Source organism: Paenibacillus durus, from assembly GCF_000756615.1.
Lineage (GTDB): Bacteria > Bacillota > Bacilli > Paenibacillales > Paenibacillaceae > Paenibacillus_AQ > Paenibacillus_AQ durus.
In genome coordinates this window covers 1,804,397-1,830,634 of the sequence record NZ_CP009288.1, presented here as the reverse complement: position 1 = coordinate 1,830,634, position 26,238 = coordinate 1,804,397, and the positions used below count along the sequence as shown (strand labels likewise).

Below are 26,238 nucleotides of genomic sequence, written 5' to 3'. Positions count from 1 at the left end.
CGAATATAAGTGTCATTTGCCGGAGGCTGCAACCGCAGCCCCAGGGATGTCCTTTTTGCATCCAATTACTTTACAGCCACATAGAACAGCCGCTGCGTGTCGTCCCCGGCCGGTCTCCATTCAAAATCGGCATACACCTTTACCTCGCTGAATCCGGCTCTCCGGAGCGCTTCCTCCATCCACTGCGGATCGTAAGCGCGCTGCACATGTGTCTCCTCGAACCGGCGGTACCGGTCGCTGCCTGGTTCTTCCCGGACGAAGATAGAGAGATGATGCTCGATTTCGGTTCTTGGCCTATCCATTTCGCAGGTCCAAATGTAAGACACCGGGAGATCATCCATGATGAAGGGCTGCTCCTCCTCATAACGAATCAGAGTGCGGGGATGGTGAACGTCAAAGAGAAAGCTGCCCCCGGGCTTCAGTCCCTTGCAGGTACGCTCGAACACAGCGGAAATATCGCTCTCTTCGAGTATATAATTCAGACTGTCGCAAAATGAAATCACGGAGTCTACCGGTTCCGGCAGCTCCCATTCCCTCATGTCCTGTCTGATCCAATGGACGCTGCCTTCCCGCATAAACCGCCGTCCCCGGGGACGATCCTCCATCTTCTGGCGCGCCACGGCGAGCATATCCGAAGACAGGTCAATTCCCGTCATATGATATCCCGCCTCGGCCAGCGGAATGGTGAGGCTGCCGGTGCCGCAGCCAAGCTCGGCCACGGTCTTCGGCTTCCCCAGCCGCTCCCACGCAGCTTCGGCGAAGGCGAGCCACTGCGGATAAGGCATATCCGCCATCAGCTCGTCGTAGACATATGCAAATTTTCCATACGAGGACACTGACAACACCGCACTTTCCATTGCCGTACTAATCGGCAGAGTTTCCACGGCTGCCGCCGCTCTGTTCGCCGGAAGACTGACCGGGCTTATCTCCCTGCGCCAAATACGTCCAGCTCTCTTTCTGGGAGATAAGACCTTCCTTCATCAGCTTACCGAGCGCACGCTTGAACGCCGCCTTGCTGATTCCGAACCGCTGCTTGATAATATCCGGCGGCGTCGCATCCGAGTACGGCATTCCTCCGCCCGGACGATTCTGCAGAAATTCCAGAATCTTGGCGGAATCCATATCCCGTCCCACTTCCTTGCGCTGGGCCATGGACAAGTTGACGCGTCCGTCCTCCCGAATGAACGCTACACGGGCTTCAAACTCCTCGCCCAAACGAAGCAGCCTCGGGCGTTCAGAGGAATGGATCATGCCGATTGCACCGAAGCCGAGCACGCCTCCGTCCACAATGACAAAAGTACCCATTTGGAGAGGCTTGTACACCCGGGCCTTCAACCACTGGCCCTTCCAGCTGGAAGGGGCCGGGAACGTCAGCGGCGCAAGCTCCTGTTCGCCCGCCAGCTTGGCCCGCAGCCGTCCCTGCTTATCGTGCTCCATAATGACGAATACGCGGTCGCCTACCTGAGGATGCAGCTCCTTCAGTTCAGGCAGTTCGCGGATTGGCAGAAGCAGCTGGCGCCCAAGTCCCATTTCTAGAAAACAGCCAAGACGCGGATGAACATCCGCCACTTCCAGCAAGGCCATTTCGCCAAGCGTGAGATACGGTTTCTTCATCGTTGCCGCAAGGCGGTCCTCCGTATCGTAGAACAGGAACACTTCGACCTTGTCTCCCGGCTTGACCTTATCCGTAAGCTCCGTATAATGCAGCAGCACATCCTGGTCGCCCGCGCTCAAGAAATAACCGTAGGGCGAAACCTCTCTCGCCACTTCGAGCGTGACTACGCTTCCGGCTATCAGGCTCATACGGGTTCCACTACCTTCGCGTCGGACCACAGCCGCTCGATATTGTAATATTCGCGCTCGTCCCGGTGGAAGATGTGTACAACCACATCGCCCAAATCCATGAGCACCCAGCGCGCCGCGTCCATTCCTTCTATGCCGCGAATGACTGCCCCGGCTTCCTGCGCAACCTTGCGAACCTCGGTAGCGATCGCCTGCACCTGGGTATCGGAGTTGCCGTGACAGATAATGAAATAATCGCTGATCAGCGAAATGCCGCGCAAATCGAGGGCTACAACGTTCATCGCTTTTTTATCTTCAACTGCTTCAAGCGTCAGCCGAAGCAGCTCTTTTGATTGTATGGTCATTCATTTTCCTCCAATATTCTTACTAGATCGTTTCTTGCCATTACCGTCAGCGGGAATACAATCCGCCGTTTCTCCAGCAGCAGGCTGATTGTAGAATCGAATCCGGCGACAAGTCCTTCTTCCAGGCTGGAAGCGGCAAGCTTGCGTATACGGCCGACACCTGGAAAATCACGCCCCGGCTCAATGTAATCAGCCAGACAGACGATCTTGTCCAGAAGGGTCATGCCTACCCGGCCTGAAGTATGGTAGCGGATGGCATCGAGCACGCCCGTATCCGTGATGCCGTACTCTTTTTCCGCTACATAGGCCCCCACCTCCGCGTGCCACAGCTGCTTGTCATAGGACAGCAGTTCAGGCGAGAGGTGATTCTGTTCTATAATTTCGCGCTGGCGTTCGACCGGCCAATATTTCGCCACATCATGCAATAGCGCCGCCAGCTCGGCGCGTTCCGGATCGCCGCCATATTTCCTAGCAAGCGCTCCTGCCGATTCAACCACGCCCAGCGTGTGCTTCCAGCGCTTCTTCGGCATCTGCGAGGATACCGACTCAATTAGCGCTTCGCGGCTGAACCCCATACAACTCACTCCTTTGCACGTAGTCGTACACCGCATCAGGCACCATATACCGGATCGACTTCCCGGATGCAGCCCGCTCCCGGATCATTGTGGACGATATATCGACCATCGGCATGTCCGCAAGCAGCACCTTCTCGGCGATATTGACCGAAAGCGTCCCAAGATTAAGGGAATTGCCCGGACGTCCCACACCGATAAAGGTAAGCCGCCGCACCAGTTCACCGATATCCTTCCATTTTGGCAAATACTGCACCATATCCGCTCCGATAATAAAATAAAAATCATCGGACGGATAACGCTCGTTAAGCATCCGCGCCGTTTCAATCGTGTACGATATGCCCCCGCGTACAATCTCCCAATCGAGGATACGGAAAGATTCATTATCCCTGATCGCCTCGCTCACCAGAGCCAGCCTCGTCTCACCCGAGGCTCCTGCCGCATGCTTATGCGGCGGGATATGCGAAGGCATGAACCATACCTGTTCCAGCCCGAAGGCATCTCTGGCCGTCTCCGCAACAAGCATATGACCGATATGAATGGGATCGAAGGTGCCGCCCATAATGCCGACCTTCACACTCCCACCTCCTTGCAAATTTGCCTCACTCGCCTGAGGCCTAGTCTACGTACTGCTTACGTATGGAAGCAGCTTCGCCCCGTCCGCTTCCGGGATATTGACTTTCCGGGATATTGATCTATCTGGGCAGCTCAATCGTCTTGTTGTCGCGGGATTCCTTGTACAGGATGATCGTCTTGCCTATGACCTGCACAAGCTCGGAGCCGGACTGCTCCGCAAGCTCGCTGCCTATCTCCTTAGGATCTTCGGCGCAGTTGTTCAGCACGCTGACCTTCATCAGCTCGCGCTTTTCAATCGCCTCCTCGATATGACGGATCAGATGCTCGTTAACGCCGCCCTTCCCAACCTGAAACACAGGGTCAAGGTGATGGGCAAGCGAGCGAAGATAGCGCTTTTGTTTGCCGGTTAACGTCATGTATGCATACTCCTTATTTATGAACTATTATTACCCGATTATCCTAAAATCTATTTACTTCCTGATGATTCATCAGCGCCTAGACTGCTCATCAGAGCCTCACGCATCACATCGATCGGAGCGGGCATTCCCGTCCAGTATTCGAGAGCGTAGGCCCCTTGATATAGGAACATCCCCACGCCGCCGTGAATATTGCAGCCCCGGCGTTTGCGGCTTTCCAGCAGCAGACGGGTATGCAGCGGGTTGTAGATCAGATCGCTGACCACGATTCCTTCCGGAATGATATCCGGGTCTACGGGCATTTCATCTACACTCGGGTGCATTCCTACCGAGGTTGTATTGATCAGAATATCCGTACCGCCGATGCAGCCCCGGATCTGATCAAATCCAATGCCCTTGATATCGCCCCGGCTGCTCCAGCTTACCGCAAGCCGTCTCGCCTTCTCCTCATCGCGGTTTACAATAATAATCGACGCAGGATTCTCCTGAAGCAGCGCGTCGATGATGCCCCTTGCCGCGCCGCCTGCGCCGATAACCATTATCTTTCGTCCGGACAAATCGGAGATCGCTTCTGATTTCAGAGAGCGTACATATCCGATTCCGTCGGTATTGTAGCCGGTCAAAATACCGTTGTCGTTAACAATGGTGTTGACCGCCCCAATCGCCTCCGCTGCCGGGTCCACTCTGTCCAGATGTTCAATCACTGCCAATTTATGCGGAATGGTCACGTTGATGCCCCGAAAATTCAGTGTCCGTATGGCCTGGATCGTCTCTCCAACTTTATCGGGATTTACGTGCAAGGGAACATACGCTCCCGGGATTCCAAGCGCCTTCAGACCCGCGTTATGCATCACGGGCGATTTGGATTGCAAAATGGGGCATCCTATAACCCCTAGAAGAATGCTTCCGCTCGCCGAAGACCAGGTTTCCGTTGCAGCTGTCATCATTGTCCTCCTTCTATCTAAATCAGCGAAGGGCGAACAAGCACCTTCACGCCGCGGGGGACATGGACAGCCACAACCGCGCCTTCCGTTCCGTTCAATTTGATCCAGCCCAAGCCGGAGATGAATACATCGCTGTGGCTTCCTCTGGCTATTCTGAATTCGTGCCGCTGCCAGGCCGGGAGCTTATCCACATCGCCGGAAGCAGGCGGGGACAGCATTTCACCGCGGTGATTGCGGTACAAATCGTCCGCCCGCTCCAGCTTGGTGCGGTGAATCTTGAGGCTGCCGCTGATGAAGCAGGTGAACGACTGATGCTCGCCCTGCACGAAGTCGAACCGGCCCAAGCCGCCGAAAAAGAGCGTCTGTCCCGAGTTTAGCTGGTACACCGCAGGTTTGAGCGGCTTCGCAGGCATGACCGCATCCAGATCCTGACGCTCAACCAATTCACTGTACCGCCAAGGATAGACAATCCCCGGTGTGTCGATGATGTAATGACCGTCGTCGAGCGGAATCTTGACGCTATCCAGTGTCGTTCCGGGATACCGGGACGTCGTCAGCTCCTGCTCCAGATCGCTATAATCCGAAATGAGCCGGTTGATCAGCGTCGACTTGCCGACATTGGTTGCGCCTACAACGTACACATCGCGCCGGCCGCGAAGCGAAGACACCGAATCAAGCAGCCGGTCGAAGCCCTGTCCCCGCTTAGCGCTGCAAAGCACGATTTCCGCAGTTCTCAGTCCAAGCTCTTTGCTGCGCTGCTGCACCCAATTGCGCAGCTTGTTCCAGTTGGTCACCTTGGGCAGCAGATCGCATTTATTCACGGCCAGAATGACGGGATTGCTGCCGACAAACCGCTGCAGTCCGGAGATAAGGCTGCCTTCAAAGTCAAAAAGATCGACGATGTGGACGACAAGCGCGTTCTTTTCCCCGATTCCGGAGAGCAGGCGCAGAAATTCGTCCTGGTCTACGGAGACCGAGGAGACCTCGTTATAATTCTTAATACGGAAGCACCGCTGGCAAATGACAGGGTCACGGTCATAAGCCGCCTCCGGCATATATCCCGGCTGATCCCGGTGCACGGTCTGCAGCTTAATGCCGCAGCCGCTGCAGCTTATGGGACGCTGCCGTTCAGTCTGTTCGTTCATTCGTGTTGTTCCTCCTCATGCCACAATCCTCGTTTGCGCAATCTGGTCAGCGCAATCTGCTCGATCCGGCGGTTGATACGGGTGCCAAGTCCTTCATCCTCAAGGGAGATCGGCAGCACCAGCACGGTATACAGACCCAGCCGGTTGCCTCCGTATACGTCGGTAAGCATCTGGTCACCAACCACGATCGTTTTCTCCGGTTCCAGATTCATCAGCTTCATAGCCTTGTGAAAAGGGGCATTGCTCGGCTTGCGCGCCCTGTGGACAAATTCGATATTCAGCGGCGCCGCAAATCGTGATACCCGGTTCATATTATTGTTGGACACGATCACCAGCTTAAAGCCGAGCTGCTTCACCTTGTCGAACCACAGCACCAGCTCCGGTGTAGCCAGCGGCGCCTTGGCGCCGACCAGCGTGTTGTCCAGATCGGTAATGATGCCCCTATAGCCCTTCAAATACAGATCTTCGAGATTAATATCGAATACCGTATTTACCCGCAGCTTGGGGACAAGCCTTTCAAACATACGTTCACCTCGATTTCATACGACAAACTATATCATAATCTTAACTCTTCGGAAATGATTGTTAGATAGAGAAATCGCCGGTTATCCGCCGTTCATTTCGTCAGCTTCACACTCTTGCGCAGCCGCAAAGCTTCAGTATACACGGCTTGCCAGTCTTTGTCTTCAATTACTTCAGGGCTGTATTTCGCCTTCTCGAACCAGCCGAGCAGCGCCGATAGACTTTCCGATGCTCCCGGACGCTCGCCTTTCCACCGGGAAACCGATTCCCTAAGCGTCTCATGCTTGTCTCTGGAGAAGCCTTTCCGGCGCATGAACGCTACCCAGCGCTCCGTCTCGGCCACAATCTTCTCGGCGGAAGACAATGGTCGTCCGCTGCGGATTCTCTGCAGCAGATAGCGAAGGTCGGACCGGCGCTGCCACAGCAGGAATGCTGCCCAACCGGCTGCAATAGCAGCCGCTGCTGCAACGACCCATGTTCCCACGGACAAGCCGCTTTCTTCGGAACCCTCACCTGCAGTCTGTTCTTCGTCCTGCGTAACTTCGTTCGGAGCTTCGGATGCTTCGGGCTGAGGGTCGGACTCGCTTTGCGTCAGCAGCGGGGTATCGAAGCCGGGCGTCGCCTCTACTGGAATCCAGCCGTAATCCCCGAAGTATACCTCGGCCCAGGAATGGGCATCGGCGTTAGTGATCGTATAGTTATTGTTCACGGCCTCTCCCTGCCGCAGGGCAAGGCTGTCGGGAAGCTGGGCCTGTTCACCCGGAGCGTAGCCTTTGACCCAACGGGCCGGAATATTCAGCGAACGGGCCATGGTCACAAGAGCCGTGGAATAATAATCACAGTAGCCCTCTTTAATCTCAAACAGAAAGCCTTCCACAAAATCCCTGCTTTTTTTGAGGGACAAGTCGGGATCATTTGTGTACGGAAACGTCTGTTGTAAATATTGTTGCAGAAGCATCGTCTTTTCATACGGCGTCTGCGCCTGAGCCGTAATTTCACGGGCCAGATTCCGCACTCTTTCAGGAAAATTATTCGGAAGCTGCAGGAACGGGTTCGGGATATTCTTTCCGCCATACAGGTCGGAGAATGTCTTTGCGCTCAGTTCCTGAACCGGAACGACGGGCAGCTCGGAAGTCAGCTCATATGTCTTCGGGTAAGGAGCGGAATCGGCGCCGTTAATCAACAATTCGCCGTCCCGGCTGCGCCATGACAACCCGCCGGCTTCTGTTTCACCATTAATAGAATCGATTCTGGAAATCGAATAAGCGCCGAACAGCACCGGATACCGGTTGTTGCTGAGCATACGGACGGTATACTGCAGCTCCTGAGTTGGAGTAGACGGCGTATAGTCGTTCTCCAGCGCCTTCCCCGCCTCCGCCGGCTCCAGGCTGCCTTGTTTATTGCGGAGGTTATCGCTCCATCCCGTGCCGGAGTATATGTTTCTCGTCTCCCCGCGCATATAGATGCGCGAAGACGAGGTGACCGACATCACCGGGGAGTAATCAAAAGAGAAGCCTCCTCCGAGATTGGCATCATTGAGGCTGTACCCGGAAGCCGTTCCTGACGAGCCTGTGCCGCTTGATTCCGTTTCCGTATTGTCGGCTCTATTCGTTTGCGGCGCGCCGCTGCCGTTCCACTCCCTCCAGGCCGTATATGGATCGGTCAACGTGGGTTTGACCGACGGCGCATTCACGCCGGTAAGAATGACCAGCGCAAAAATAACGGCGATATTTACTGATATTTTGAGCGGATAATCAATTAGATATTTCCAGCCCCGGGGATAGCGCAGCTGAAAGCTCTTTAAATGATTGCTCACCAGCCAGCCCAGCCCGGCGAACACCGTCCAGGCGACTTCCTGCCACAGCACCGAGGGCGTGAAGGAATCCAGCGCCGCGAATGCCGCGATATTCATGCCGATAAACAGCAAAATACGGCTCTTGGTCGTTACCAGCAAGGAGGCCGACAGCATAATCGCCCAGCCTCCGAGAGCGAACCAGAGATATGGCGTCATCTGCGATAAAGCATCGGTCAGCCGTTCGTCAAGCGGCGCCGCAGGATATGGGATATAAAGTCCGTAATATTGAATGGTCCGGTATACGATGTACAAAACCGCGGCCGCTTCGATCATGATGCGGTACAGGATGGAAATCGGCAGCAAAATTTCAATAACTGCCACGGCCGCCAGCGTGATCAACACCGCAGTGCTCGTCTGCTGCAGCCAGATCGGCTCGGTGAAAGAAAGCCACTGCAAAGCTATGATGATCATCCACAGCAGACCGAAAGACCGGTGCCAGGACGATTTCATTAGGTTCCACCAGTTCCTCATCGTCCATCCCCCCCAAGCGCTGCGGGCAGTTCACGAAGCGAGCTTACCCTATGCCCCATGATCCCGCGGGACTCAAGCTCGCTGTACCATTCGTCGCCGCGCTGCGAACCCGCAGGGTTCTGTATGTGGATGTGGCAAGGAGTCATCCCTCTGCTCTCAGCCCACTGCAGTGTCTGCAGCACATTACCGTCCTTCTGCGGGCTGATCAGCACGAAGTAGGCTCCTCTCGGAAACATGCGGTATCCCTTTTCCAGCCGGGGAACAAGCGGTCCTCTGCCCTCCCCGTTGATGTCGATCAGATATTGAACCATCTTCTGCCGCTCCGCAGTGCTCTCCGCAGGGGCGAATACTTTAGTATTTTTGTCGAGACAGCACAGTCCGATGCCTATCCGTTCCCGTACGCCATACCCAAGCAGGGAGGCTGCTGCCGAGACCGCAAGTTCGAACTGCGCGGAAGAGGCGTAAGCCGAGGCGGTTCCGTCGAGAATAAGCATTGTTTTGGGCAGCGATTCATGCTCGAATTCCTTGGATTTCCATGCCCCGGTCTTGGCCGTCGCATTCCAGTGAATGCGGCTTAAGCGGTCGCCGTACACGTAATCGCGGACGCCGTTGATCTGCGTCGTCTCCCGACGTGACTGAGCCAGCGAAACCTGGGGCCCGGAAAGCCGCGAATTCCGTTCGTACAGCACCCATCTGGGGATGTGCACGACACGTGGCAGCACCCGGAATTGTCCCTGCGCGAGAAAGCTCCCTTTGTGCTCAACCAGCCCAAAAATATCCTCGCTGGAAATCCCCGTCTCGGAAAAAGAATAGCGGCCCCGTTCCAGCGGCGGCGTCTGAAATCTGAGTTCACCCTGTCCTTTAAAGTTCGGAACAAGGCTTTCCTCAAAAATCCAGGACTCTCCATTATGCCTTTTGAGCATTTCACGGACAACAACAAAAGGAATCGGCAGAAGGCCGGGGAGCGCAATTTCGAGCTTGACGCGCAGATGGCCTCCCGCATACAGCAAATCGGACTTTTCTCCGTCGGTGAAAAGGGTGCGGGCTCCCCGGGCTTTGCGTACTCCGGAAAATCCGCCGGCAAGCAGATATACCATCAGGACTGACACCATAGTGAACAGCATGAACGACGTTTTGCCGCCTTGAAACAGCACATACAGCAGGGTAACACACCAGACCGCGGCAATTCCGGCCAGCTTGGCCGGCAGCCTCACGGCGGCTGCGGACAAATAGCGTCTCATTTTATTGCCTCATTGTCACGGGCACCTGGATACTCTGCAGAAGATTATTCAGCAGTGTATCCGGGCTGACGTTGTCCAGGCGGGATTCGGGACGCAGCAGGAGGCGGTGGCCGAGCGTGTATGGAGCCAGCGACTTCACATCATCCGGCAGCACATAATCACGCTCCTTCATAAAGGCGAAGGCCTTGCATGCCATCATATAAGACAGTGCTGCACGGGGGCTGGCGCCGAGGAGGACCAGCGGATGCTCCCTGGTGCCGCGGACAATATCGAGCAGATAGCCCAGAACCGGCTCGCTGATATACACCTCGCGGATTTCCTCTTGAATCGATGCTATTCTTTCCATTCCGGTCACCGGCTGAAGCTTATTAACCGGTTGGCCTTCCTGATGGGTCAGGAGCAGATTTCTTTCCGTAGCCGCATCGGGATAACCAAGGCTGATTCGCAGCATGAAGCGGTCGAGCTGCGCTTCGGGCAGCGTGTACGTGCCTTCAAAGTCAATCGGATTCTGCGTGGCGCACAGCATGAACGGATGCGGAAGCGCATAGGTCTCCCCGTCCACCGTTACGTTGCGCTCCTCCATGACCTCCAGCAGCGCGGACTGCGTCTTGGTCGTAGCTCTGTTGATTTCGTCGGCAAGCAGGATATTCGTCATTACCGGTCCCGGACGGAAGTGGAACATCTCATCCCGGGGATGATACACCGATACACCCGTAATATCGCTCGGGAGAATGTCCGGATTGCACTGAATCCGGCGGTAGTCTCCGGAGATGGATCTGGCCAGCGCGCGGATCAGTTGGGTCTTGCCCGTTCCCGGGACATCCTCGATCAGGACATGGCCGCCTGCAAGCAATGCAGTCAGCAGCAGCTCTATTTCAAACGTTTTTCCGAGAATGCAAGATTCTAAATTGGCGCGGACAGCATTTACGATTTGCATCGATTCGTGGAGTACGGGCATATACAGTAAAACCTCCTAAGTCAGAATAAACAGTATACTTACTATTTTACATGATTAGGAGGGACAAAGTACATTCGGGCGATTTTGAAAGCGGTTAAGACGAGTACATAGATACGGATTGTCCGTTTTATCTGTAAATAATCTTGATGGAGCCGTCAATATTCCTTCCTGCACAGCAGGATTTCCATAATATTGAAAGAATCATTACATTGACAAAATTTCCTCAAACTTTGGGAGGGACAGGATGAACGCAGAACAGCGGAAGGTGTGGAATGAAGATCACAAACAGCTGACAGCCATGATTCTCATACCGAGTGAACATAAGGAGGCCGTCTCTTTGCTGCTGCGGCAGCGTGCTCTGTTGTATGCGGATGGCGAAGAGGGAAACGCAAGCTTGAGTTATGAGGATCTGCTTCTGAAAGACATCCGGGAGGATACGCTGCGATGCTATCCGGTGCGGTCTCCCGATACGCGGAATTCCATCGTTTGGCATTTATGGCACAGCGCCAGAATAGAAGACATCACTATGAACATGCTGGTAGCCGGTACGGGGCAGGTTCTGGATACAGACGGAATGCCTCAGGGACTGAATATCCGGTTCCACCATTCCGGCAACGAGATGACCGAGGAAGAAATGGCGGAGCTCAGCGCGGAAATCGGGATCGAGGGTCTGCTTGCTTATCGGCGGGCTGTCGGGCGGAGGACAAATGAAATTATAGCAACTCTTGCGCCGGGACAATTCAGGCAGAAAGTGGATGCGGGTAGGATCAAGGCTGTCCGGGATCAAGGGGCGGTTACGGAAAAAGCAAGCTGGCTGACCGACTACTGGAGCGGAAAAACGATAGGCGGCTTGATGCTTATGCCCGCGACGCGGCATAACTTCGTTCACCTGAACAAAGCGATGCGGATCAAAAGCAAGCTTCGGCGGGGCCGCTAACGAGGCAAATAGGCTAAGAAGAAATGGCCGCGCCGTTCTCCAAGGGGCCTATCTTCCAGCGATACAGTGATACTTTCCTTTTTCGCAAAAGAACCCGCCGGAGCCATGTCCGTCGGGTTCTTGGCAAGCATTCAGCCCTTGGGCCGCACAACCAGCGCAGCCAGGAAAGAAAATACGATCGCCGATGATATCCCGGCGCTCGTAATGTTGAAGATACCTGTAACTACACCAATCCAGCCGACCTGCTCCAGCTCGATCAGCGCGCCGTGGACCAGCGAGTTGCCGAAGCTCGTAATCGGTATGGATGCGCCCGCGCCGGCGAACTTGACGAGCGGATCGTATATTCCGACCGCATCCGCGATCGCCCCGGCGACCACGAGCGTGCTCATCGTATGCGCCGGAGTCAGTTTGATCACATCCAACATCAGCTGGCCGATTACACAGATCAGACCTCCGACCAGAAACGCCCACACAAAAATCATGCTTGCTCACCTCCGCTCTCCAGCGCAACCGCGTGCGCAATACAGGGAATACTCTCACTCTGCTGATACGTCAGCGGCGAGAGCAGCGCTCCCGTGGCAACGACGAGAACGCGCTTCAGCTGTCCTTGTTTCATCCGTTTCAAGATATGCCCATAGGTGACGGTCGCCGAACAACCGCACCCGCTGCCTCCCGCGATGACATATTTCTGTCTTTCCCGGTCGTAAATCAGCAGGCCGCAGTCGGTGAATTCGGTCTGTTCCATCGGAATGCCTTCTTTAGCAAGCAGTTCCTTTGTTATGGGCAATCCGACTGAGGCAAGATCGCCGGTCACGATCAAATCGTAATAACCCGGAGACAACCCCGTATCGCGAAAATGCGCCGTGATCGTATCCGCTGCGGCGGGAGCCATGGCAGAGCCCATGTTAAAAGGGTCTTTAATATCAAAATCCATAACTTTGCCAATGGTTGCGGCAGTGACAAACGGACCGGTCTGGGTTCCGTCGTTCCGGGTAATAACCGCGCAGCCGGAGCCCGTAACGGTATACTGCGCCGTCGGCGGTTTTTGCGAGCCGTATTCGGTGGGATAGCGGAATTGCTTCTCTACTGTACAGTTATGGCTCGCGGTTCCGGCCAGCACATATTTCGCTCCTCCGGAATCCACGATCATGGATGCGACCGCCAAGCTTTCCATGGAGGTGGAGCAGGCGCCGAATACGCCGAGATAAGGAGTGCCGAGCTTTTTGGCCGCGAAAGAAGCGCTGATAATCTGGTTCATCAGATCGCCGCCCACGAAAAAGCCCAAGTCCTCCTGCTTAATTCCCGCATTGATCAAGGCCAGACGGATCGACTTTTCAAACAGCCGGCGCTCCGCTTTCTCCCAGGTCTTCTCGTTCATCTTCAGAGTATCGTACACGAAGTCAAAATCCGAGGCGAGCGGTCCCTCACCTTCCTCCGGTCCCACTACCGCAGAAGCGCCAAGGATGGCTGGCCGGGATGTGAACTGCCACGTCTGCTTGCCCAGCTGCTTCATAAATGTCCTCCCCCATGGCCAAGGAAGATGTAGACGATGCCGATAATAAAGGCGGCCACGACACCGAAGACAATGACCGAGCCCGCAAGCTTGAACATATTGGCTCCCACGCCCAGCACAATCCCTTCGGCACGATGTTCAATTGCAGCCGAGCACATACTGTTGGCAAAGCCGGTTACGGGAACGGCCGTCCCGGCGCCGCACCACTGCGCCAGCTTGTCATATACGCCAAAGCAGGTGAGTATGACGGACAGCAGGATCATCACCGCGACGGTCGGGCTGGCCGCCTGCTTTGCACTCATGTTGAAGTAAGCCATAAACGCTTCCTGTATGGCCTGTCCAATTACGCAAATCAGGCCGCCTGATAGAAAAGCGCGAAAGCAGTTTTTAAGTACGGGCCTGGAAGGCTCGTGCTTTTTGGCCATCTGCTTGTAAACTTGGTTATTCAGGGAATCAAGCTGCAGCTTGACCCCCGAACGTTTGGTTTTTGCCGGCAATGAAGGCACCTCCTAAAGGTTTGGCGAAGACTTTAGTCCGCTTGCGTAAATACGCAGTCATGACAATTAACCGGCTTCGCATAGAAGATTTTCCTTTATTGTTCGCCGTCCGGCTTTTCCTTATGACATTTAAGATTCAGGAAAAATACAGCAGCACTGCGACCAGCAGCAAAAACAGCACTAAAATAAGGATAGCTTCGCGTTCCGCTTCAGACTTATTCATCCTATTCCCGCTCCTTTTCAGGGCTCCGGCCTTTCTAACGCCCGTCACAGCATTATATTCCCCGCCTTACCGCCGGGTGTACACTTAAGAACTACGCTAAACGCATATTTTAAAGACCAGATGGCCTGTATGCGAAGTGTTCTGGGATCCTTTATGACCCGGGTCCAATAGACAACCAGGTGGCGAAAGTTCATACTAGACGGTAGTAAAGGAGAGATGGCAAGATGAACCAGGAAACACTTGATATGTTCAAAACCCTTACCGAATTCCCTTCCGCCCCCGGTTTCGAACGTGAACTGCGTAATTTTGTAAGAGAAGCCATGGCTCCGTATACCGATGAATTTGTCCATGACCGTCTCGGCAGCCTGTTCGGTGTGCTTCGCGGCGATGTAAACGGACCGAAAATTATGGTCGCCGGCCATTTTGATGAAGTCGGCTTTTTGGTTACTGGAATAACCGATAACGGAATGATCCGTTTTCAGCCGCTTGGCGGCTGGCTGCCTTCGGCGGTTAACTCCCAGCGGCTGCAAATTATTACGCCAAAAGGAGCGATTACGGGCGTCGTCGGCAGTACGCCGATCCATCTGCTCAGCCAGGAAGAGCGCAACAAGGGCGGGGACATCAAAAAGATGTTCATTGATATCGGCGCGGAAAGCCGCGAAGAAGCGATGGAGTTCGGCGCAGCTCTCGGCCAGCAAATCGTTCCCGTCTGTCCCTTTACCCCGCTTGCCAATCCGAAAAAAATATTGGCCAAAGCATGGGACAACCGATACGGCGTAGGGCTTGCCATTGAGCTGGTCAAGGCGCTCAGCGGCAAAAAGCTGCCGAACACCATCTTTGCCGGCGCTACCGTGCAGGAAGAAGTCGGGCTTCGGGGAGCCCAGACATCAGCCAACCTTCTTCAGCCGGATATTTTCTTCGGACTTGACGCAAGCGCCGCTTCGGATATGACCGGGGACAAGCAGGCATTCGGGCGGCTTGGCGATGGCGCGCTGCTGCGCATCTTCGACCCGACGATGATCACCCATCGCGGACTGCTTGAATATGTGCAGGATACAGCGGATACGCACAGGATTAAATATCAGTATTTTGTCTCCCAGGGCGGCACGGACGCAGGCCAAGTCCACGTAAGCGGAATCGGCGTGCCTTCCGCCGTAATCGGCATCTGCTCGCGGTATATTCATACTTCCACATCCATGATCCATACCGACGATATCGACGCGGCCAGAGAACTGCTGATCAAGCTGGTGGAAGGACTTGATCATACCACGCTGCAGACCATTATTGAGCGAAGCTAAGGTCACGGGTTTGCAGCACTGGGACACATGCCGATCTAACGGTTGAAGCTATCCCATAAGTGAATATCTGCGGTACGGCCGCCTTCCTAAAAAAGTTAAGAAGCCAGCAAGTCTTAGGGTTATTGGAGACTTGCTGGCTTTTGCTTTTCTATTCGGCAATTCCTCCATCGGAGATCTTAGTTCAGCATCATTGCAAAACAGCTAAAGTACAGCTTTTTTCGATCAAAAACGTTTTTTCTCGAAGAAAACCTGCAATTATACAGGGATTTGAGGCTGTTCTGACTGAATTTGAGGCTGAATGGGAACAAACCTGCATTTTTGCAGGCGTGTTATACATAGGTGTTCTTAGTCCACCAAAAGATGCACAATTTCAGGTTTTCTGCATTATTTGCTTCACCCCCCTAAATTGAAGAAGAATCCCCCGCTTCCATTCGGGTGGCCCCGTCCACCTACCTAAATCCCACCTAAAAAAAGGGCATCCCATTAGCCTTCTACGGCTTATGGGACACCCCCTTTTTTTCGTCGGCTTGCATAGCGTGTTTTCGTCGGCTTGCATAGCGCACAATCAAGGCAGAAATTTTAATATCATTTATTATTATGAATTTTTCATATGATGATTTTATCATATATTATGCCGCGAAGTTGCCCATCTGCACCCTGTTTAATACCCTGTCAGCAGCTTTTGGAGCTAGGCTTGCTTCAATAGATCTAGCAGCTTCAATTCGTTAACACGCTTTAATTCATCGTAATGTTTCAGGATCGATTCATGAATCTTATGACCTGGCTGAATGCCTGTATACTTAGCCAGCGACGCCCGGGCTCCCGCTTTGGCCACGGAAGCCTGAAGCTCGGCAGCTTCGGGATCTTCCATCACATCGAACATCAGCGCTCCCGCCATCGACCTTGCCAGCGCCGAGAAGCTAAGGCCCCTCTCATAAGCCTGCATCGCAGGTGAGACGAGACGGTCGCCCGGTGAAAGCTTACGGATTGGAGAACGCCCGACGCGGGACACTTCATCAGTCAGTGCCGGATTTCGGAAACGTTCCAGAATTTTATCGATATATTTGCCATGCTCTTTACGGTCGAAGCCGTGCTTTTGCACCAATAATTCCCCGGTCTCTTCGAGCACTTCCCGCACAGAAGCGGTAAGCTCTTCATCCCCCATCGCCTGCTGGATCGTTTCCCAACCGCGAAGATAGCCGAGATAGGCCGCCGAGCAATGTCCGGTATTCACCGTGAACAGCTTGCGCTCGATGTATGGCTCCAGATTGTCGACGTAATGGACTCCCTTAATCCGCTTATAGCCCGGAATCATTTGTGAGGAATCCACGACCCATTCATGAAACGGCTCCACGACTACTTTCAGAATATCCCTATGCTGCTGAATGGGTACGATTCGGTCCACTGCGGCGTTCGGAAAAGCGATCATTTGGTCAGCCTTGCTTCGCGTTTCCTCGTCAAGTCTGGCGTAGACAAGCTCTTTAAGCTGTGCGCTGCCGCCTATCGCATTCTCGCAGGCGATGATATGCAGCGGTTCGGATGACTCCGCCACCCGAAGGGCCACACCCCGGGCGATGACACCCGCGATATGCTTCAGAATAGAAACACCTACTGCCGTTGTTATAAGATGTGCATTGGCGACAGCCAGCATCACCTCCTCTTCCTGGGAGGCGCTGCTGAGCGCAGTTACATTGTTCACCGTTACCGTTTCCCGTCCTTCGCTCGCCAGTGTAACGGTATATTCGCCGCGTTCCCGCAGCTCACGAACCATTGCTTCGTTCACGTCCACAAAGGTCACTTCATAGTCTGATTGCGACAGCAGCAGACCGATGAAGCCTCTTCCGATATTGCCGGCTCCAAAATGAACTGCCTTCATACCTGTACACCTCCCTCAAAAATCCCGATGATATCCAAGGGGCTTGCGGCGTTCATAATCCGTTCGATCGCGTCGTCCTCAGTGAAGATCATCGCCACATTAGTGAGGACTTCCATATGCTCTTCTCCTGCGGCTGCTATACCGATCACCACAAACGCCGGCTCGTCACCTCCGAAGTCAACGCCTTCCGGAAACCGGGCGATGGACAGCCCCGTGGAGTTGATATACGGTTTCGCATCCTTTGTTCCGTGGGGTATGGCGAGTCCGCCTCCCATGTATGTGGATACGACCTCTTCCCGCTCCAGCATCTTCGGAATATAATCCTTTGTGACATGCCCCCCCTCCACCAGCAGTTGGCCGGCGATTGCAATTGCCTCGTACTTGTCTTTGGCGGCGGCGTTCATCATAATTTTATTTTCTGACAAAATGGTCATTAGGTTTCTCCCTCTCTCATCTTTTATTTTCGAAAAAACGCAGAAGCTCGGCGGACAAATAGGTTCGGATCTCCTGCTCCGGCCTCTCCTCCAGCAAACGCATCAAATCCGTATCCAGAAGCATCGCGCTGATCTCGCTAAGCACTTCCAAGCTTTCCTTCGAAAGCACCTTCGGGGCAAGCATCAGCAGAATCGTTGTCACCTCGGTATTTCCGTCCAGAATAAGCGGCGACTGGAGCCGGTAGAGCGTCAGCGAGGACATAAGCACGTGGCTGCTGCGGGTATGGAACAGCGCAAGACGGGTATCCGGTATAACCTGGCTGGCCATTTTTTCCCGTTCCAGCAGCCGATTTTGCAGCGTCTTGGGATCATCGGTTACGCCGCTGCCGCGCAGCTTATCCAACATCGCGCCGATGGTATTCTCCAGATCCATCCCTTCATTGCTTAGTGAATAGTAGCGGAAGCGTTCGACCAAACCATCGATTTCATCGAGCAGCCCTTTGTAGCTCCTTAATCTGCCTATAACCGATTCCCCTGTCACCGGCTGGTCTTCTTCTCCGGCAGAAGCGCTTCCATCTTCCGCCGGCGCCTTGTTCTGGATGTAGCGCAGAAGCTTGTCGGTCTCTTCCGCCGTCAGCAGCGGGCTTATTCGGATATATTGGTCTTTTTCCATTGGAAGATCGATTGTCGATATGATCAGGTCGTAGTCTTCTTCCGGCATCCGGGCTGCCTCGTACCAGGAGACATTGCCCAATATTTCAAGCTGGGGCATTTCCTTTCTAAGCCGCTCCCCGAGCAGACGGGATGAGCTTAGACCGCTGGCACAGACGAGAATCGCCCGCACATTACGCCTCAGCTGGCTCAGCCGCTCCGTAGAGGCTCCAAAATGCATGACCAGGAAGGCAATCTCCTCGTCGGGTACGGCCAGATCCAGCTTCAATTCCTCCACCGCATCCCGGATCATGCGGAACAAGTACTGATAATCCTTGCGGATCGGTCCGAGCAGCGGATTGCGGATGCGGGTGCCCTCGCGGATTCGTCTAAGCGCCTGCTCCACATGCTCAAGAAGACCTTCCCTCAAAATACGGTCGCTTTGGAACGGAAATCCGGTTCGCTTGACGACCTGCTCCGTCAGACGGTATACCAGCCCCATCAGTCCGATGTCCCCATGCACAAAATCATCATGCCCGCTGGACTCCTGCGCCCTGTCAAACCATTCGGCGATGTATAAAGTCTCCGATGTCGGAAGCGAAAGGTTCATCTCATTCTTAAGCTGCTTGACGAACTGTTCCGCGCCGGAAATATTCTGGTGATCGGATATTCGCGGATAGGCCTTTTCCTCGGAATCGTGAATGACCATTCCGATTTCCCAGCGCCTTACGGCGACGGACAGGCCGAGCAGCAGTTCCATGTAGACACTTTCAGGCAGCTCGGCCGTCCAGTTCCATTCCATGTCCCACAGGAGATTCTCCACGTTCAGCAGTCTGCTCTGTCCGACAGCGGCGAGCAGCTTCCGGAAGACCGGACTTCCCTCTCCTTCGGGTTGAGGCCCCCGGCCGACCAGGTCCGACTGATCCAGATGCTCGGCTGCCAGCCTGCAGAGTGCGCGCCGCTTGTCGGCTTCGGCGCCGGTGATTTCGACGCCATATCCCCTTCTGCGAACGAGCTGAAGTCCAAATTTGCGTACCCACGGCTCCAGTTCATCCAGATCGTTGCTGACGGTAGCTACCGTTACTTTCAAGGTGTGTGCCAAGGCGAACAGCTTTAGCGGCTCTTCCGTCTCAATCAGCGAGCACAGCTCGAATATTTTTCGTTCCTCTCCAGAATATTCCGCCGGTTTTTCCGCCCGCAAAAAGTGCCTGAGCTGCCCAAGTCCGGTTTCCGGTCCATTCATTTGGATACCCTTGCCGGATTTGCGGCTTAATGTCAGCCCGAAATCCTGAAGGATATGTTCGGTATCCTCCATCTCCCGGTGGACGGTTCGCACGCTAACACCGATATTCCCGGCGATTTCTGCAGCGGTTATTTCCTCGCGATTGTCGAGAAGCAGTTGAATCATCTGCCGCTGCCTGGCGGTAATCTTCCTTAACATAGAAACCCTCCTGAAAAACCTTAACTCAAGCGTTCTACCAGTTCGTCATATTTTGGACTCTTCAGGAAATTATCAATTGAAATATGCTCGGCCTTCGGATTGCTCGCGATTGCCCGGTCCGTCAGTGTCTTTTGCGTAACCACAATGTCGGCATCGGCCGGAATTTCACTAACCGGTGAATTGACTACCGTCACCTGAACACCGGCATTTTGCAATTTTTTTCTCAAGACGGAGGCGCCCATGGCGCTGGAACCCATGCCTGCGTCGCAGGCGAACACGATTTTTTGTACTTCGCCCTTGCTGCGGACGTTCCCGGATGTACTGGAAACGATTGCATTTTGAGCTGTAACGGTTTGAGCGGTTGCGATTTGAGGCGCTGCGCCTGCCGTTTTCATCCCTTTTAATTTGGTCGATGCTTCTTCCAGATCCATTTCCTCTTTACTCTCCTTAACGGTCTTCAGCAGCACCGAGGCAATAAAGAAGGAGACGGCTGTCGCGGCGATGACGCCGGCAAACATCGGAAGGTATCCGCTCTTAGGCGTCATGGCGATATAGGCAAAGATACTGCCCGGGGAAGGGGAAGCCGACAAGCCTGCTCCAAGAAGCTGGAAGGTGAAGGTTCCTGTCACACCGCCGCCGATAACCGCCAGAATCAGACGCGGATTCATCAGAATGTACGGGAAATAAATTTCATGAATACCTCCCAGAAAGTGAATGATGATAGCGCCGGGAGCGGAAGTTTTGGCTGAACCCTTGCCTGCAAGCCAGTAAGCCAGCAGAATGCCAAGACCGGGACCCGGGTTCGACTCAAGCATGAACAGAATCGACTTGCCTGTGCTGGCCGCCTGCTGAACGGCAATCGGGCTTAAGATCCCGTGGTTGATCGCATTGTTCAGAAACAGCACCTTGGCCGGCTCAATGATAATGTTGACAAGCGGCAGCAGGTGGTTGTTGACCAGAAATTGTACGCCGCTGGACAGGATATTCGTCAGTCCTTGAATAAAAGGTCCGATGCCTGTGTAGGCTCCCAGAGCCAAAGCGCCGCCGATGATACCGAGCGAGAAGTTGTTGACAAGCATTTCAAAGCCCGCTTTAATCTTGCCGTCCACCGTCCGGTCAAACCATTTCAGCACCCAGCCGGCCAAGGGGCCGACAAGCATCGCGCCAAGGAACATCGGAATATCCGAGCCGATGATTACGCCCATTGTGACCAAGGCGCCGATCACCCCGCCGCGCTTGCCGTGAACCATTGTTCCGCCCGTATAACCAATCAGAAGCGGCAGCAGATAAGTAATGACCGGTCCTACCAGTTTGGCCAAGTGTTCGTTAGGCGCCCACCCTGTCGGAATGAATAAAGCGGTGATCAATCCCCAAGCGATAAATGCGCCGATATTGGGCATTACCATGCCGCTTAACAGACGGCCGAGCTGCTGTACCTTCACCCGGACACCGCCGGGTGCCGTTTGCTTTGTTGCCAGTGTAGCCATGTATTTTTCCCCCTAAATTAATAGAATGTAAAGCCTTTCAATAGGCTTGAAGGAAAGTCATTTCCTATGAATTCATCATAAATCGAAGCGCTTTCTTTGTCACCAAATTGTAAACATGGTTTCGGCATGAACGTTGTTGACAACATTTAAGAGCAGTGCTGTTGACATCTATTTGAGGTTCTACTTATACTAATAACAACTTCACAGGTTGTTCGTATAACCCTGATAATCGGTTCGGGGGCTCTACTGGGGTCCGTAAAATCCTAACTACGAACGCAATATTCCACGATATTGCGCTCGCGGTTGGGATTTTTTGCATTCCACATCAACAAGGGAGGTATAGCATGAGCACACTGCTGATCAAGAATGCTCGCAATATTATCACCATGGACGCGGAGCGCCGCTGTCACCCGGGAGGAAGCCTGTTCATCGAAGATCAGGAAATCAAAGCCATCGGGACTAACATCCCCTATGAGGACGCCGACACCGTCATTGACGCGGCCGGAAAGATCGTTTATCCGGGACTGATCAACACCCATCATCATTTATATCAGACCTTCACCCGGAACATCCCGTGGGCTCAGGACTGCGAGCTGTTTGACTGGCTGCTGACGCTGTACGAGATTTGGCGCCATATGCGGCCGGAGGATGTATACTTAAGCGCTATGGTAGGACTCAGCGAACTGCTCAAGACCGGCTGCACGACCGCTTCCGATCACTTTTACTGTTTTCCGGACGGGGTCAGCGGCGAGCTGATCGATGAAGAAATCCGCGCCGCAGGGGAGCTTGGCATCCGTTTTTACCCGACGCGAGGCTCCATGAATCTCGGCAGATCGCAAGGAGGGCTTCCGCCGGATGAGGTGACGCAGTCGGCCGAGGTCATTCTGAAGGATACCCGCCGGGTTATTGAAACCTATCATGACGCCTCCAAGTTTGCCATGGTTCGTATTGGCGTCGCGCCCTGCTCGCCTTTTTCGGTGTCCGAGGATCTTCTGCGGGAATCCGCCCGTTTGGCGCGCAGCTACGGCGTTCGGATGCATACCCACCTGGCTGAGACGAAGGATGAGGAAGACTTCTGTCTGGCGAAGCTCGGACTTCGTCCGCTGGAATACATGGAGAAGACGGGGTGGATCGGCCGCGATGTGTGGTATGCGCACGGCATCCATTTTAGCGGCGATGAAATACACAGAATGGGCGCCTGCGGCTGCGGGGTCGCCCATTGTCCGAGCAGCAACATGAAGCTGTCTTCAGGAGTGTTCCCCGTGCGGAGCATGCTGCAGGCGGGCGTTCATGTCGGACTTGGCGTAGACGGTTCGGCATCCAACGACGCGTCCAATCTGCTTGGGGAAGCGCGTCAAGCCTACCTGCTGCACAAGCTGACCGCCGGAAGCGCAGGCCCTACGGCTGAAGAAAGCTTATGGCTCGGTACGGTCGGATCGTCGAGAGTGCTCGGCTGGGAGGATGCGATCGGCTCTTTGGAGGTCGGCAAAGCGGGAGATCTGTTCATGATCGACTCGCGCAGGCTGGAGTATGCCGGCGCTTTGTTCAACGACACGGCCCTGCCCGTCGTAACAGGCATCAGCCAGAACGTGGACATGACGGTCGTCGGCGGGCGGATTGTCGTGAAAGACGGACGTCTCGTTAATATCGAGGAAGAACGGATCGCGGAAGCCGCGGGGGCCGCGGCTCTCCGGATGGTTCAGGCGGCATCGAGACGCACCGGGGTCAATTATCTCAGGCATCGCGGGCGCGTCTAGCCTATGCCTTACACTTCCTCCATTTATACAAAGAAGGCTGCCCCTTAAGTAGATTCATCGCTACTTTTGGGACAGCCCCCGCGTCTGCTCTTTTCTATTTTGCCTGAATCAGATTTGGAGGCGTCTTGCCTATAAGTCCCGCCACCAAATTTCTCGCCGCCGTCCAGGCCATTTCCAGCCTAGTCTCCCGTGTAGCCGAACCGATATGCGGCAGGAGAACGGCATTATCCAGCGAAAGGAGCGGATGATTCTCCGGCAGCGGCTCCTGTACGTACACATCCAGGCCTGCCGCCCAGATTGTTCCGCTGCGCAGCGCTTCGATCAATGCTTCTTCATCGACTGTGGCCCCTCTTGATCCGTTGACGAAAATAGCGGTCTTCTTCATCAGCTTAAATTCGCGCTCGCCGATCATCCCCCGGGTCTCCGGCGTCAGCGGCGTCATGAGGCACACAAAATCCGCTTCCGCCAGCAGCTCGTCGAGTGTGCGGTAAGCTGCACCATATTGTTCCTCCAGCTTGGGATTACGCGAACGGTTGTGATAAATAATATCCATATCGAATCCGAACCGGGCGCGCTGAACGATCTTCTCTCCGATGCCGCCAAGTCCGATAATACCGAGCTTCTTATGATGCACATCAAGGCCAAACTGGACATCATCTCTTGAATCCTTCCACTGCCCGTTCCGGACATACCGATCCAGCTCCGGCATCCGGCGCGCCGTTGCCACCAGCAGGCCGAAGATGGTATCGGCCACCGTATCATTAAGTACTCCCGGTGTGTTGGTCGCCATTATTCCGCGGCGGCTGATTTCAGGAATATTCAAATTATCGTATCCGACGGAAATATTGCTCACCACCTTCAACCGAGAGGCACGGTCCAACAATGCCGCATCCACCTTTAGTCCGGCGCCGAGCAGTCCCTCCGCTTCTTTGAGCGCCTCCGCGAATGGGGAACCAGGAGAGCTGTCAGGGGCATCGAAACATGACGCGTCACAGTGCCCCTTAACGTATTCCAATACTTCTTCGGGCAGTTTGCTGTATACAATCGCTTTTGGTTTCATCGATCCATTCCTCCGTGTAGTTTAAATGATGTCGAGCGGCATTTTCCGGGCCGGTTCGGGTAACGCCTCATCGAGCAGCCGCAGCTCTTTCCCGCTCAGAGTGATCAATCCTGCCGCCTTATTCTGCAGCACATGTTCCCGGGATGAAGCTTTGGGAATCGCAATGATATCCCCTGCCCGTATGCACCAGGCGAGGAGAACCTGCAGAGGAGAGGCACCGTATGCCGCGGCAATTTCCTTTACTGCTTCATTCTGAATAAGACCCTTCCGCAGCGCCCCTGCCTGGGCAAGCGGCGAATACGCCATAATCGGCATTTGCCGCTTACGCTGCCAGGGGAGCAGATCGAACTCAATTCCGCGCGATCCCAAATGGTACAGCACCTGGTTCGTAGCGCAGTGCGTTCCCCGGGCAAGCTGGAACAACTCTTCCATATCGTCCGTATCGAAATTGGATACGCCCCATCTTGTAATTTTCCCCTGCTGCACCAGCTGCTCCATGCCTTCTACCGTTTCTTCCAGCGGAACGCTGCCTCTCCAGTGCAGCAAATACAAGTCCAGGCGGTCGGTCCGCAGACGCTTTAGGCTGTCCTCGCAGCTCTTAGCGATCCGCTTTAGGCCGGCGTTATGCGGGTATACCTTGGATATAAGAAAGACCTTGTCCCGTATGCCTTGCACCGCTTCTCCCACCACCGTCTCGGACCGTCCTTCCCCATACATCTCTGCGGTGTCGATCATGCTCATCCCGAGCTCGATACCCAGCCTGAGCGCCTCCACCTCCTCACTCCTGCGGGAAGCATCGTTGCCGATATTCCAGGTTCCCTGTCCGATTCTGGGTACAAGAGCTCCATCCGGCAGAGCAATACGGCTGCGGGAATTGGCCTCTTCGATTTCGACTCTGCTCGCTTCATTAACGGAGTTGTTCATCGGTATGCGCCTCTTTCCTTAATGATATTTCCCCGATATATGCTTCTCCGTCCGGGACAAAATTTTGGCCAATAAAACAATCTGTCCGGTATGATAGCCGTAATGCGCCGATATCCTCAGTAGAAGAGTACGAATGCTGTTGACGTCCTTGGCGTCGCCTTCGGAAGCCTGACCGCCCTTCATCCGGTTCCAGTCCCCAAGATCATAAGGAACGGTAACCTCACGGTTCAAGTCCTGCTCCGATAAGGAGGAGAGAATCGCTTCCGATTGGCTTCTCACTTCTTTGAGCTTGGCAATGAGCTCTTCCCGTGATAAACCACCCTCTGCGGTAAATTCCTTGGAGCGCTCCCGAATGAGCGGCCTGCCGCCAACACCCGTTACGAAATACTGATATTCGTTGCCCGCAAGGTGCAGGCAGTAATTGCCGATGCTGTTCATCCCAGGATTCATTTTCGTCCAAATTTGCTCATCCGACAGGAGCAGCAGGCTTGTTTCGATGTTATTTAGCTGACTGTTCATATAATCCAGTGCGTCTTTTGCCAGTTCAATCATTATCATCCCTCCAGCTTCGTATAGACTATGGCAAGCATATCATATTTCCCCGAAGGACCGCCAAACCAGGCGAAGGCTCCTAATATTAACCTTCTCGCTTCCCGCCGACACGGTTTAGCCGTACAGAAATCGGCTATAGAAGCCGTCTTTTGCAACGTCATAGCTGACAAGACACGTTCTTTGCTATCCCAGATCTCACACTGCATGCTTTCCCGGCTGCGCTTTATCCATTTCAACGCAGAGCGTTGAGAAGCTTGGGGCTTTCTATCTCCATTCATCACTGGTATAATTTAGTTATTTCAATACAGTTAGGAGAGAATACCTTTCATGAGCATTGGCCTTATATTTATTGTAGTTTTGGCTTTTGTGCTGGTAAGCGGCATTATCCGAAGAGATGGATATGGTAAGCCTCCTGGTAAAACCCGGAACAACACCGACTATAATTCTTCCCTGTTTATGCTGTCCAACCCCGATCTTACCGGCAGTTCCGACAGTGATTCCCATCCCAATGGACGTAATCATCACCATCACGGCGGTTCCGATTGCGAAGGCGGCGGCCAGCATCATGGACATCACGGAGGCTCGCATGATTTCGGCGGCTTTGGCGGCCATTCCCACGGCGGACACAGCTTTGACGGAGATCCCGGAGGCGGAGGAGACTGCGGCGGCGGTGGGGGCGGAGACTGAGCTTGCCGCGTCAATCAAGACAAAAAAACGGCTTGTTTCCTCGGGAAACACAGC

26 protein-coding genes and 1 riboswitch are annotated in these 26,238 nt (G+C 54.2%); of the genes, 4 read left to right on the top strand and 22 right to left on the bottom strand.

Going from position 1 to position 26,238, the window contains the following annotated elements:
- Positions 1-65: 65 nt before the first annotated feature.
- From PDUR_RS08310 to PDUR_RS08255, 12 genes are all read right to left on the bottom strand, one after another.
- Entirely contained in the window at positions 66-836 is a 771-nt protein-coding gene (locus PDUR_RS08310; RefSeq protein ID WP_042209182.1) for a class I SAM-dependent DNA methyltransferase, read from the bottom strand.
- 28 nt (positions 837-864) lie between these two features.
- Positions 865-1,803 (bottom strand): CvfB family protein, encoded by a 939-nt coding sequence (locus PDUR_RS08305; protein WP_042205866.1) that lies wholly within the window; start codon positions 1,801-1,803, stop codon positions 865-867.
- On the bottom strand, positions 1,800-2,147 hold the full coding sequence (gene rsfS / locus PDUR_RS08300) for a ribosome silencing factor (protein WP_042205865.1): 348 nt from the start codon (positions 2,145-2,147) through the stop codon (positions 1,800-1,802). The genes PDUR_RS08305 and rsfS overlap by 4 nt, the downstream gene beginning before the upstream one ends.
- Complete coding sequence (gene yqeK, locus PDUR_RS08295; protein ID WP_042205863.1) at positions 2,144-2,722, bottom strand: bis(5'-nucleosyl)-tetraphosphatase (symmetrical) YqeK; 579 nt, start codon at positions 2,720-2,722, stop codon at positions 2,144-2,146. Before yqeK ends, rsfS begins: the two co-directional genes overlap by 4 nt.
- Positions 2,694-3,296 carry a nicotinate-nucleotide adenylyltransferase gene (locus tag PDUR_RS08290; protein WP_042205862.1) on the bottom strand — a complete coding sequence of 201 codons (603 nt, stop codon included), beginning with the start codon at positions 3,294-3,296 and terminating at the stop codon, positions 2,694-2,696. The genes yqeK and PDUR_RS08290 overlap by 29 nt, the downstream gene beginning before the upstream one ends.
- Positions 3,297-3,414: 118 nt before the next feature.
- Positions 3,415-3,711: a ribosome assembly RNA-binding protein YhbY gene (gene yhbY, locus PDUR_RS08285; protein ID WP_025693178.1), complete on the bottom strand. Its 297-nt coding sequence runs from the start codon at positions 3,709-3,711 to the stop codon at positions 3,415-3,417.
- 50 nt (positions 3,712-3,761) lie between these two features.
- On the bottom strand, positions 3,762-4,655 hold the full coding sequence (locus PDUR_RS08280) for a shikimate dehydrogenase (protein WP_042205861.1): 894 nt from the start codon (positions 4,653-4,655) through the stop codon (positions 3,762-3,764).
- A 17-nt stretch (positions 4,656-4,672) separates the two neighbouring features.
- Entirely contained in the window at positions 4,673-5,800 is a 1,128-nt protein-coding gene (yqeH, locus tag PDUR_RS08275; RefSeq protein ID WP_042205860.1) for a ribosome biogenesis GTPase YqeH, read from the bottom strand.
- The gene (locus PDUR_RS08270) at positions 5,797-6,324 is read right to left on the bottom strand and encodes a YqeG family HAD IIIA-type phosphatase (RefSeq protein WP_042205859.1); all 528 of its coding nucleotides are present in this window, start codon (positions 6,322-6,324) and stop codon (positions 5,797-5,799) included. The genes yqeH and PDUR_RS08270 overlap by 4 nt, the downstream gene beginning before the upstream one ends.
- A 92-nt stretch (positions 6,325-6,416) precedes the next feature.
- The gene (locus PDUR_RS08265; RefSeq protein ID WP_042205858.1) at positions 6,417-8,648 is read right to left on the bottom strand and encodes a transglutaminase TgpA family protein; all 2,232 of its coding nucleotides are present in this window, start codon (positions 8,646-8,648) and stop codon (positions 6,417-6,419) included.
- Positions 8,645-9,889 (bottom strand): DUF58 domain-containing protein, encoded by a 1,245-nt coding sequence (locus PDUR_RS08260; protein WP_042205857.1) that lies wholly within the window; start codon positions 9,887-9,889, stop codon positions 8,645-8,647. Before PDUR_RS08260 ends, PDUR_RS08265 begins: the two co-directional genes overlap by 4 nt.
- 1 nt (position 9,890) lies before the next feature.
- On the bottom strand, positions 9,891-10,847 hold the full coding sequence (locus PDUR_RS08255) for an AAA family ATPase (protein ID WP_042205856.1): 957 nt from the start codon (positions 10,845-10,847) through the stop codon (positions 9,891-9,893).
- A 244-nt stretch (positions 10,848-11,091) separates the two neighbouring features.
- Here PDUR_RS08255 and PDUR_RS08250 point away from each other — a divergent pair, with 244 nt between their 5' ends.
- Complete coding sequence (locus PDUR_RS08250; RefSeq protein ID WP_042205855.1) at positions 11,092-11,784, top strand: DinB family protein; 693 nt, start codon at positions 11,092-11,094, stop codon at positions 11,782-11,784.
- Between the two features lie 131 nt (positions 11,785-11,915).
- Here PDUR_RS08250 and spoVAE read toward each other — a convergent pair whose 3' ends face one another.
- From spoVAE to spoVAC, 3 genes are read right to left on the bottom strand one after another with little or no spacing between them, the layout of a single operon-like run.
- A complete protein-coding gene (gene spoVAE, locus PDUR_RS08245) occupies positions 11,916-12,266 on the bottom strand; it encodes a stage V sporulation protein AE (RefSeq protein WP_042205854.1) in 351 nt (116 codons plus the stop codon).
- Positions 12,263-13,297 carry a stage V sporulation protein AD gene (gene spoVAD / locus PDUR_RS08240; protein WP_042205853.1) on the bottom strand — a complete coding sequence of 345 codons (1,035 nt, stop codon included), beginning with the start codon at positions 13,295-13,297 and terminating at the stop codon, positions 12,263-12,265. The genes spoVAE and spoVAD overlap by 4 nt, the downstream gene beginning before the upstream one ends.
- Positions 13,294-13,761 (bottom strand): stage V sporulation protein AC, encoded by a 468-nt coding sequence (spoVAC, locus tag PDUR_RS08235; protein ID WP_407944315.1) that lies wholly within the window; start codon positions 13,759-13,761, stop codon positions 13,294-13,296. The genes spoVAD and spoVAC overlap by 4 nt, the downstream gene beginning before the upstream one ends.
- A 480-nt stretch (positions 13,762-14,241) precedes the next feature.
- Between spoVAC and PDUR_RS08230 the strand changes: the two genes are divergently transcribed.
- A complete protein-coding gene (locus tag PDUR_RS08230) occupies positions 14,242-15,315 on the top strand; it encodes a M42 family metallopeptidase (RefSeq protein ID WP_042205851.1) in 1,074 nt (357 codons plus the stop codon).
- A 688-nt stretch (positions 15,316-16,003) separates the two neighbouring features.
- On the opposite strand, the gene PDUR_RS08225 is transcribed toward PDUR_RS08230, so the two are convergent.
- From PDUR_RS08225 to PDUR_RS08210, 4 genes are read right to left on the bottom strand one after another with little or no spacing between them, the layout of a single operon-like run.
- A complete protein-coding gene (locus PDUR_RS08225; protein ID WP_042205850.1) occupies positions 16,004-17,191 on the bottom strand; it encodes a mannitol-1-phosphate 5-dehydrogenase in 1,188 nt (395 codons plus the stop codon).
- Positions 17,188-17,625 (bottom strand): PTS mannitol transporter subunit IIA, encoded by a 438-nt coding sequence (locus tag PDUR_RS08220; protein ID WP_042205849.1) that lies wholly within the window; start codon positions 17,623-17,625, stop codon positions 17,188-17,190. The genes PDUR_RS08225 and PDUR_RS08220 overlap by 4 nt, the downstream gene beginning before the upstream one ends.
- Positions 17,626-17,641: 16 nt before the next feature.
- Complete coding sequence (locus PDUR_RS08215) at positions 17,642-19,717, bottom strand: BglG family transcription antiterminator (protein ID WP_042205848.1); 2,076 nt, start codon at positions 19,715-19,717, stop codon at positions 17,642-17,644.
- A 20-nt stretch (positions 19,718-19,737) separates the two neighbouring features.
- Positions 19,738-21,204, bottom strand: coding sequence for a PTS mannitol transporter subunit IIBC (locus PDUR_RS08210; RefSeq protein ID WP_042205847.1), 1,467 nt, complete (start codon positions 21,202-21,204; stop codon positions 19,738-19,740).
- A 192-nt stretch (positions 21,205-21,396) separates the two neighbouring features.
- Positions 21,397-21,494: riboswitch (purine riboswitch) on the top strand.
- Between the two features lie 54 nt (positions 21,495-21,548).
- Here PDUR_RS08210 and PDUR_RS08205 point away from each other — a divergent pair.
- On the top strand, positions 21,549-22,961 hold the full coding sequence (locus tag PDUR_RS08205) for an 8-oxoguanine deaminase (RefSeq protein WP_042205846.1): 1,413 nt from the start codon (positions 21,549-21,551) through the stop codon (positions 22,959-22,961).
- A gap of 94 nt (positions 22,962-23,055) precedes the next feature.
- Here PDUR_RS08205 and PDUR_RS08200 read toward each other — a convergent pair whose 3' ends face one another.
- Genes PDUR_RS08200 through PDUR_RS08190 form a run of 3 tightly spaced genes read right to left on the bottom strand, consistent with a single transcriptional unit; the run spans position 23,056 to position 25,497 of the window.
- Entirely contained in the window at positions 23,056-24,021 is a 966-nt protein-coding gene (locus tag PDUR_RS08200; RefSeq protein WP_042205845.1) for a 2-hydroxyacid dehydrogenase, read from the bottom strand.
- Between the two features lie 21 nt (positions 24,022-24,042).
- A complete protein-coding gene (locus PDUR_RS08195) occupies positions 24,043-24,945 on the bottom strand; it encodes an aldo/keto reductase (protein WP_042205844.1) in 903 nt (300 codons plus the stop codon).
- 18 nt (positions 24,946-24,963) lie between these two features.
- Complete coding sequence (locus PDUR_RS08190; protein WP_042205843.1) at positions 24,964-25,497, bottom strand: DinB family protein; 534 nt, start codon at positions 25,495-25,497, stop codon at positions 24,964-24,966.
- A 327-nt stretch (positions 25,498-25,824) separates the two neighbouring features.
- Here PDUR_RS08190 and PDUR_RS29330 point away from each other — a divergent pair, with 327 nt between their 5' ends.
- Positions 25,825-26,184, top strand: coding sequence for a hypothetical protein (locus tag PDUR_RS29330; protein ID WP_042205840.1), 360 nt, complete (start codon positions 25,825-25,827; stop codon positions 26,182-26,184).
- Positions 26,185-26,238 lie beyond the last annotated feature (54 nt).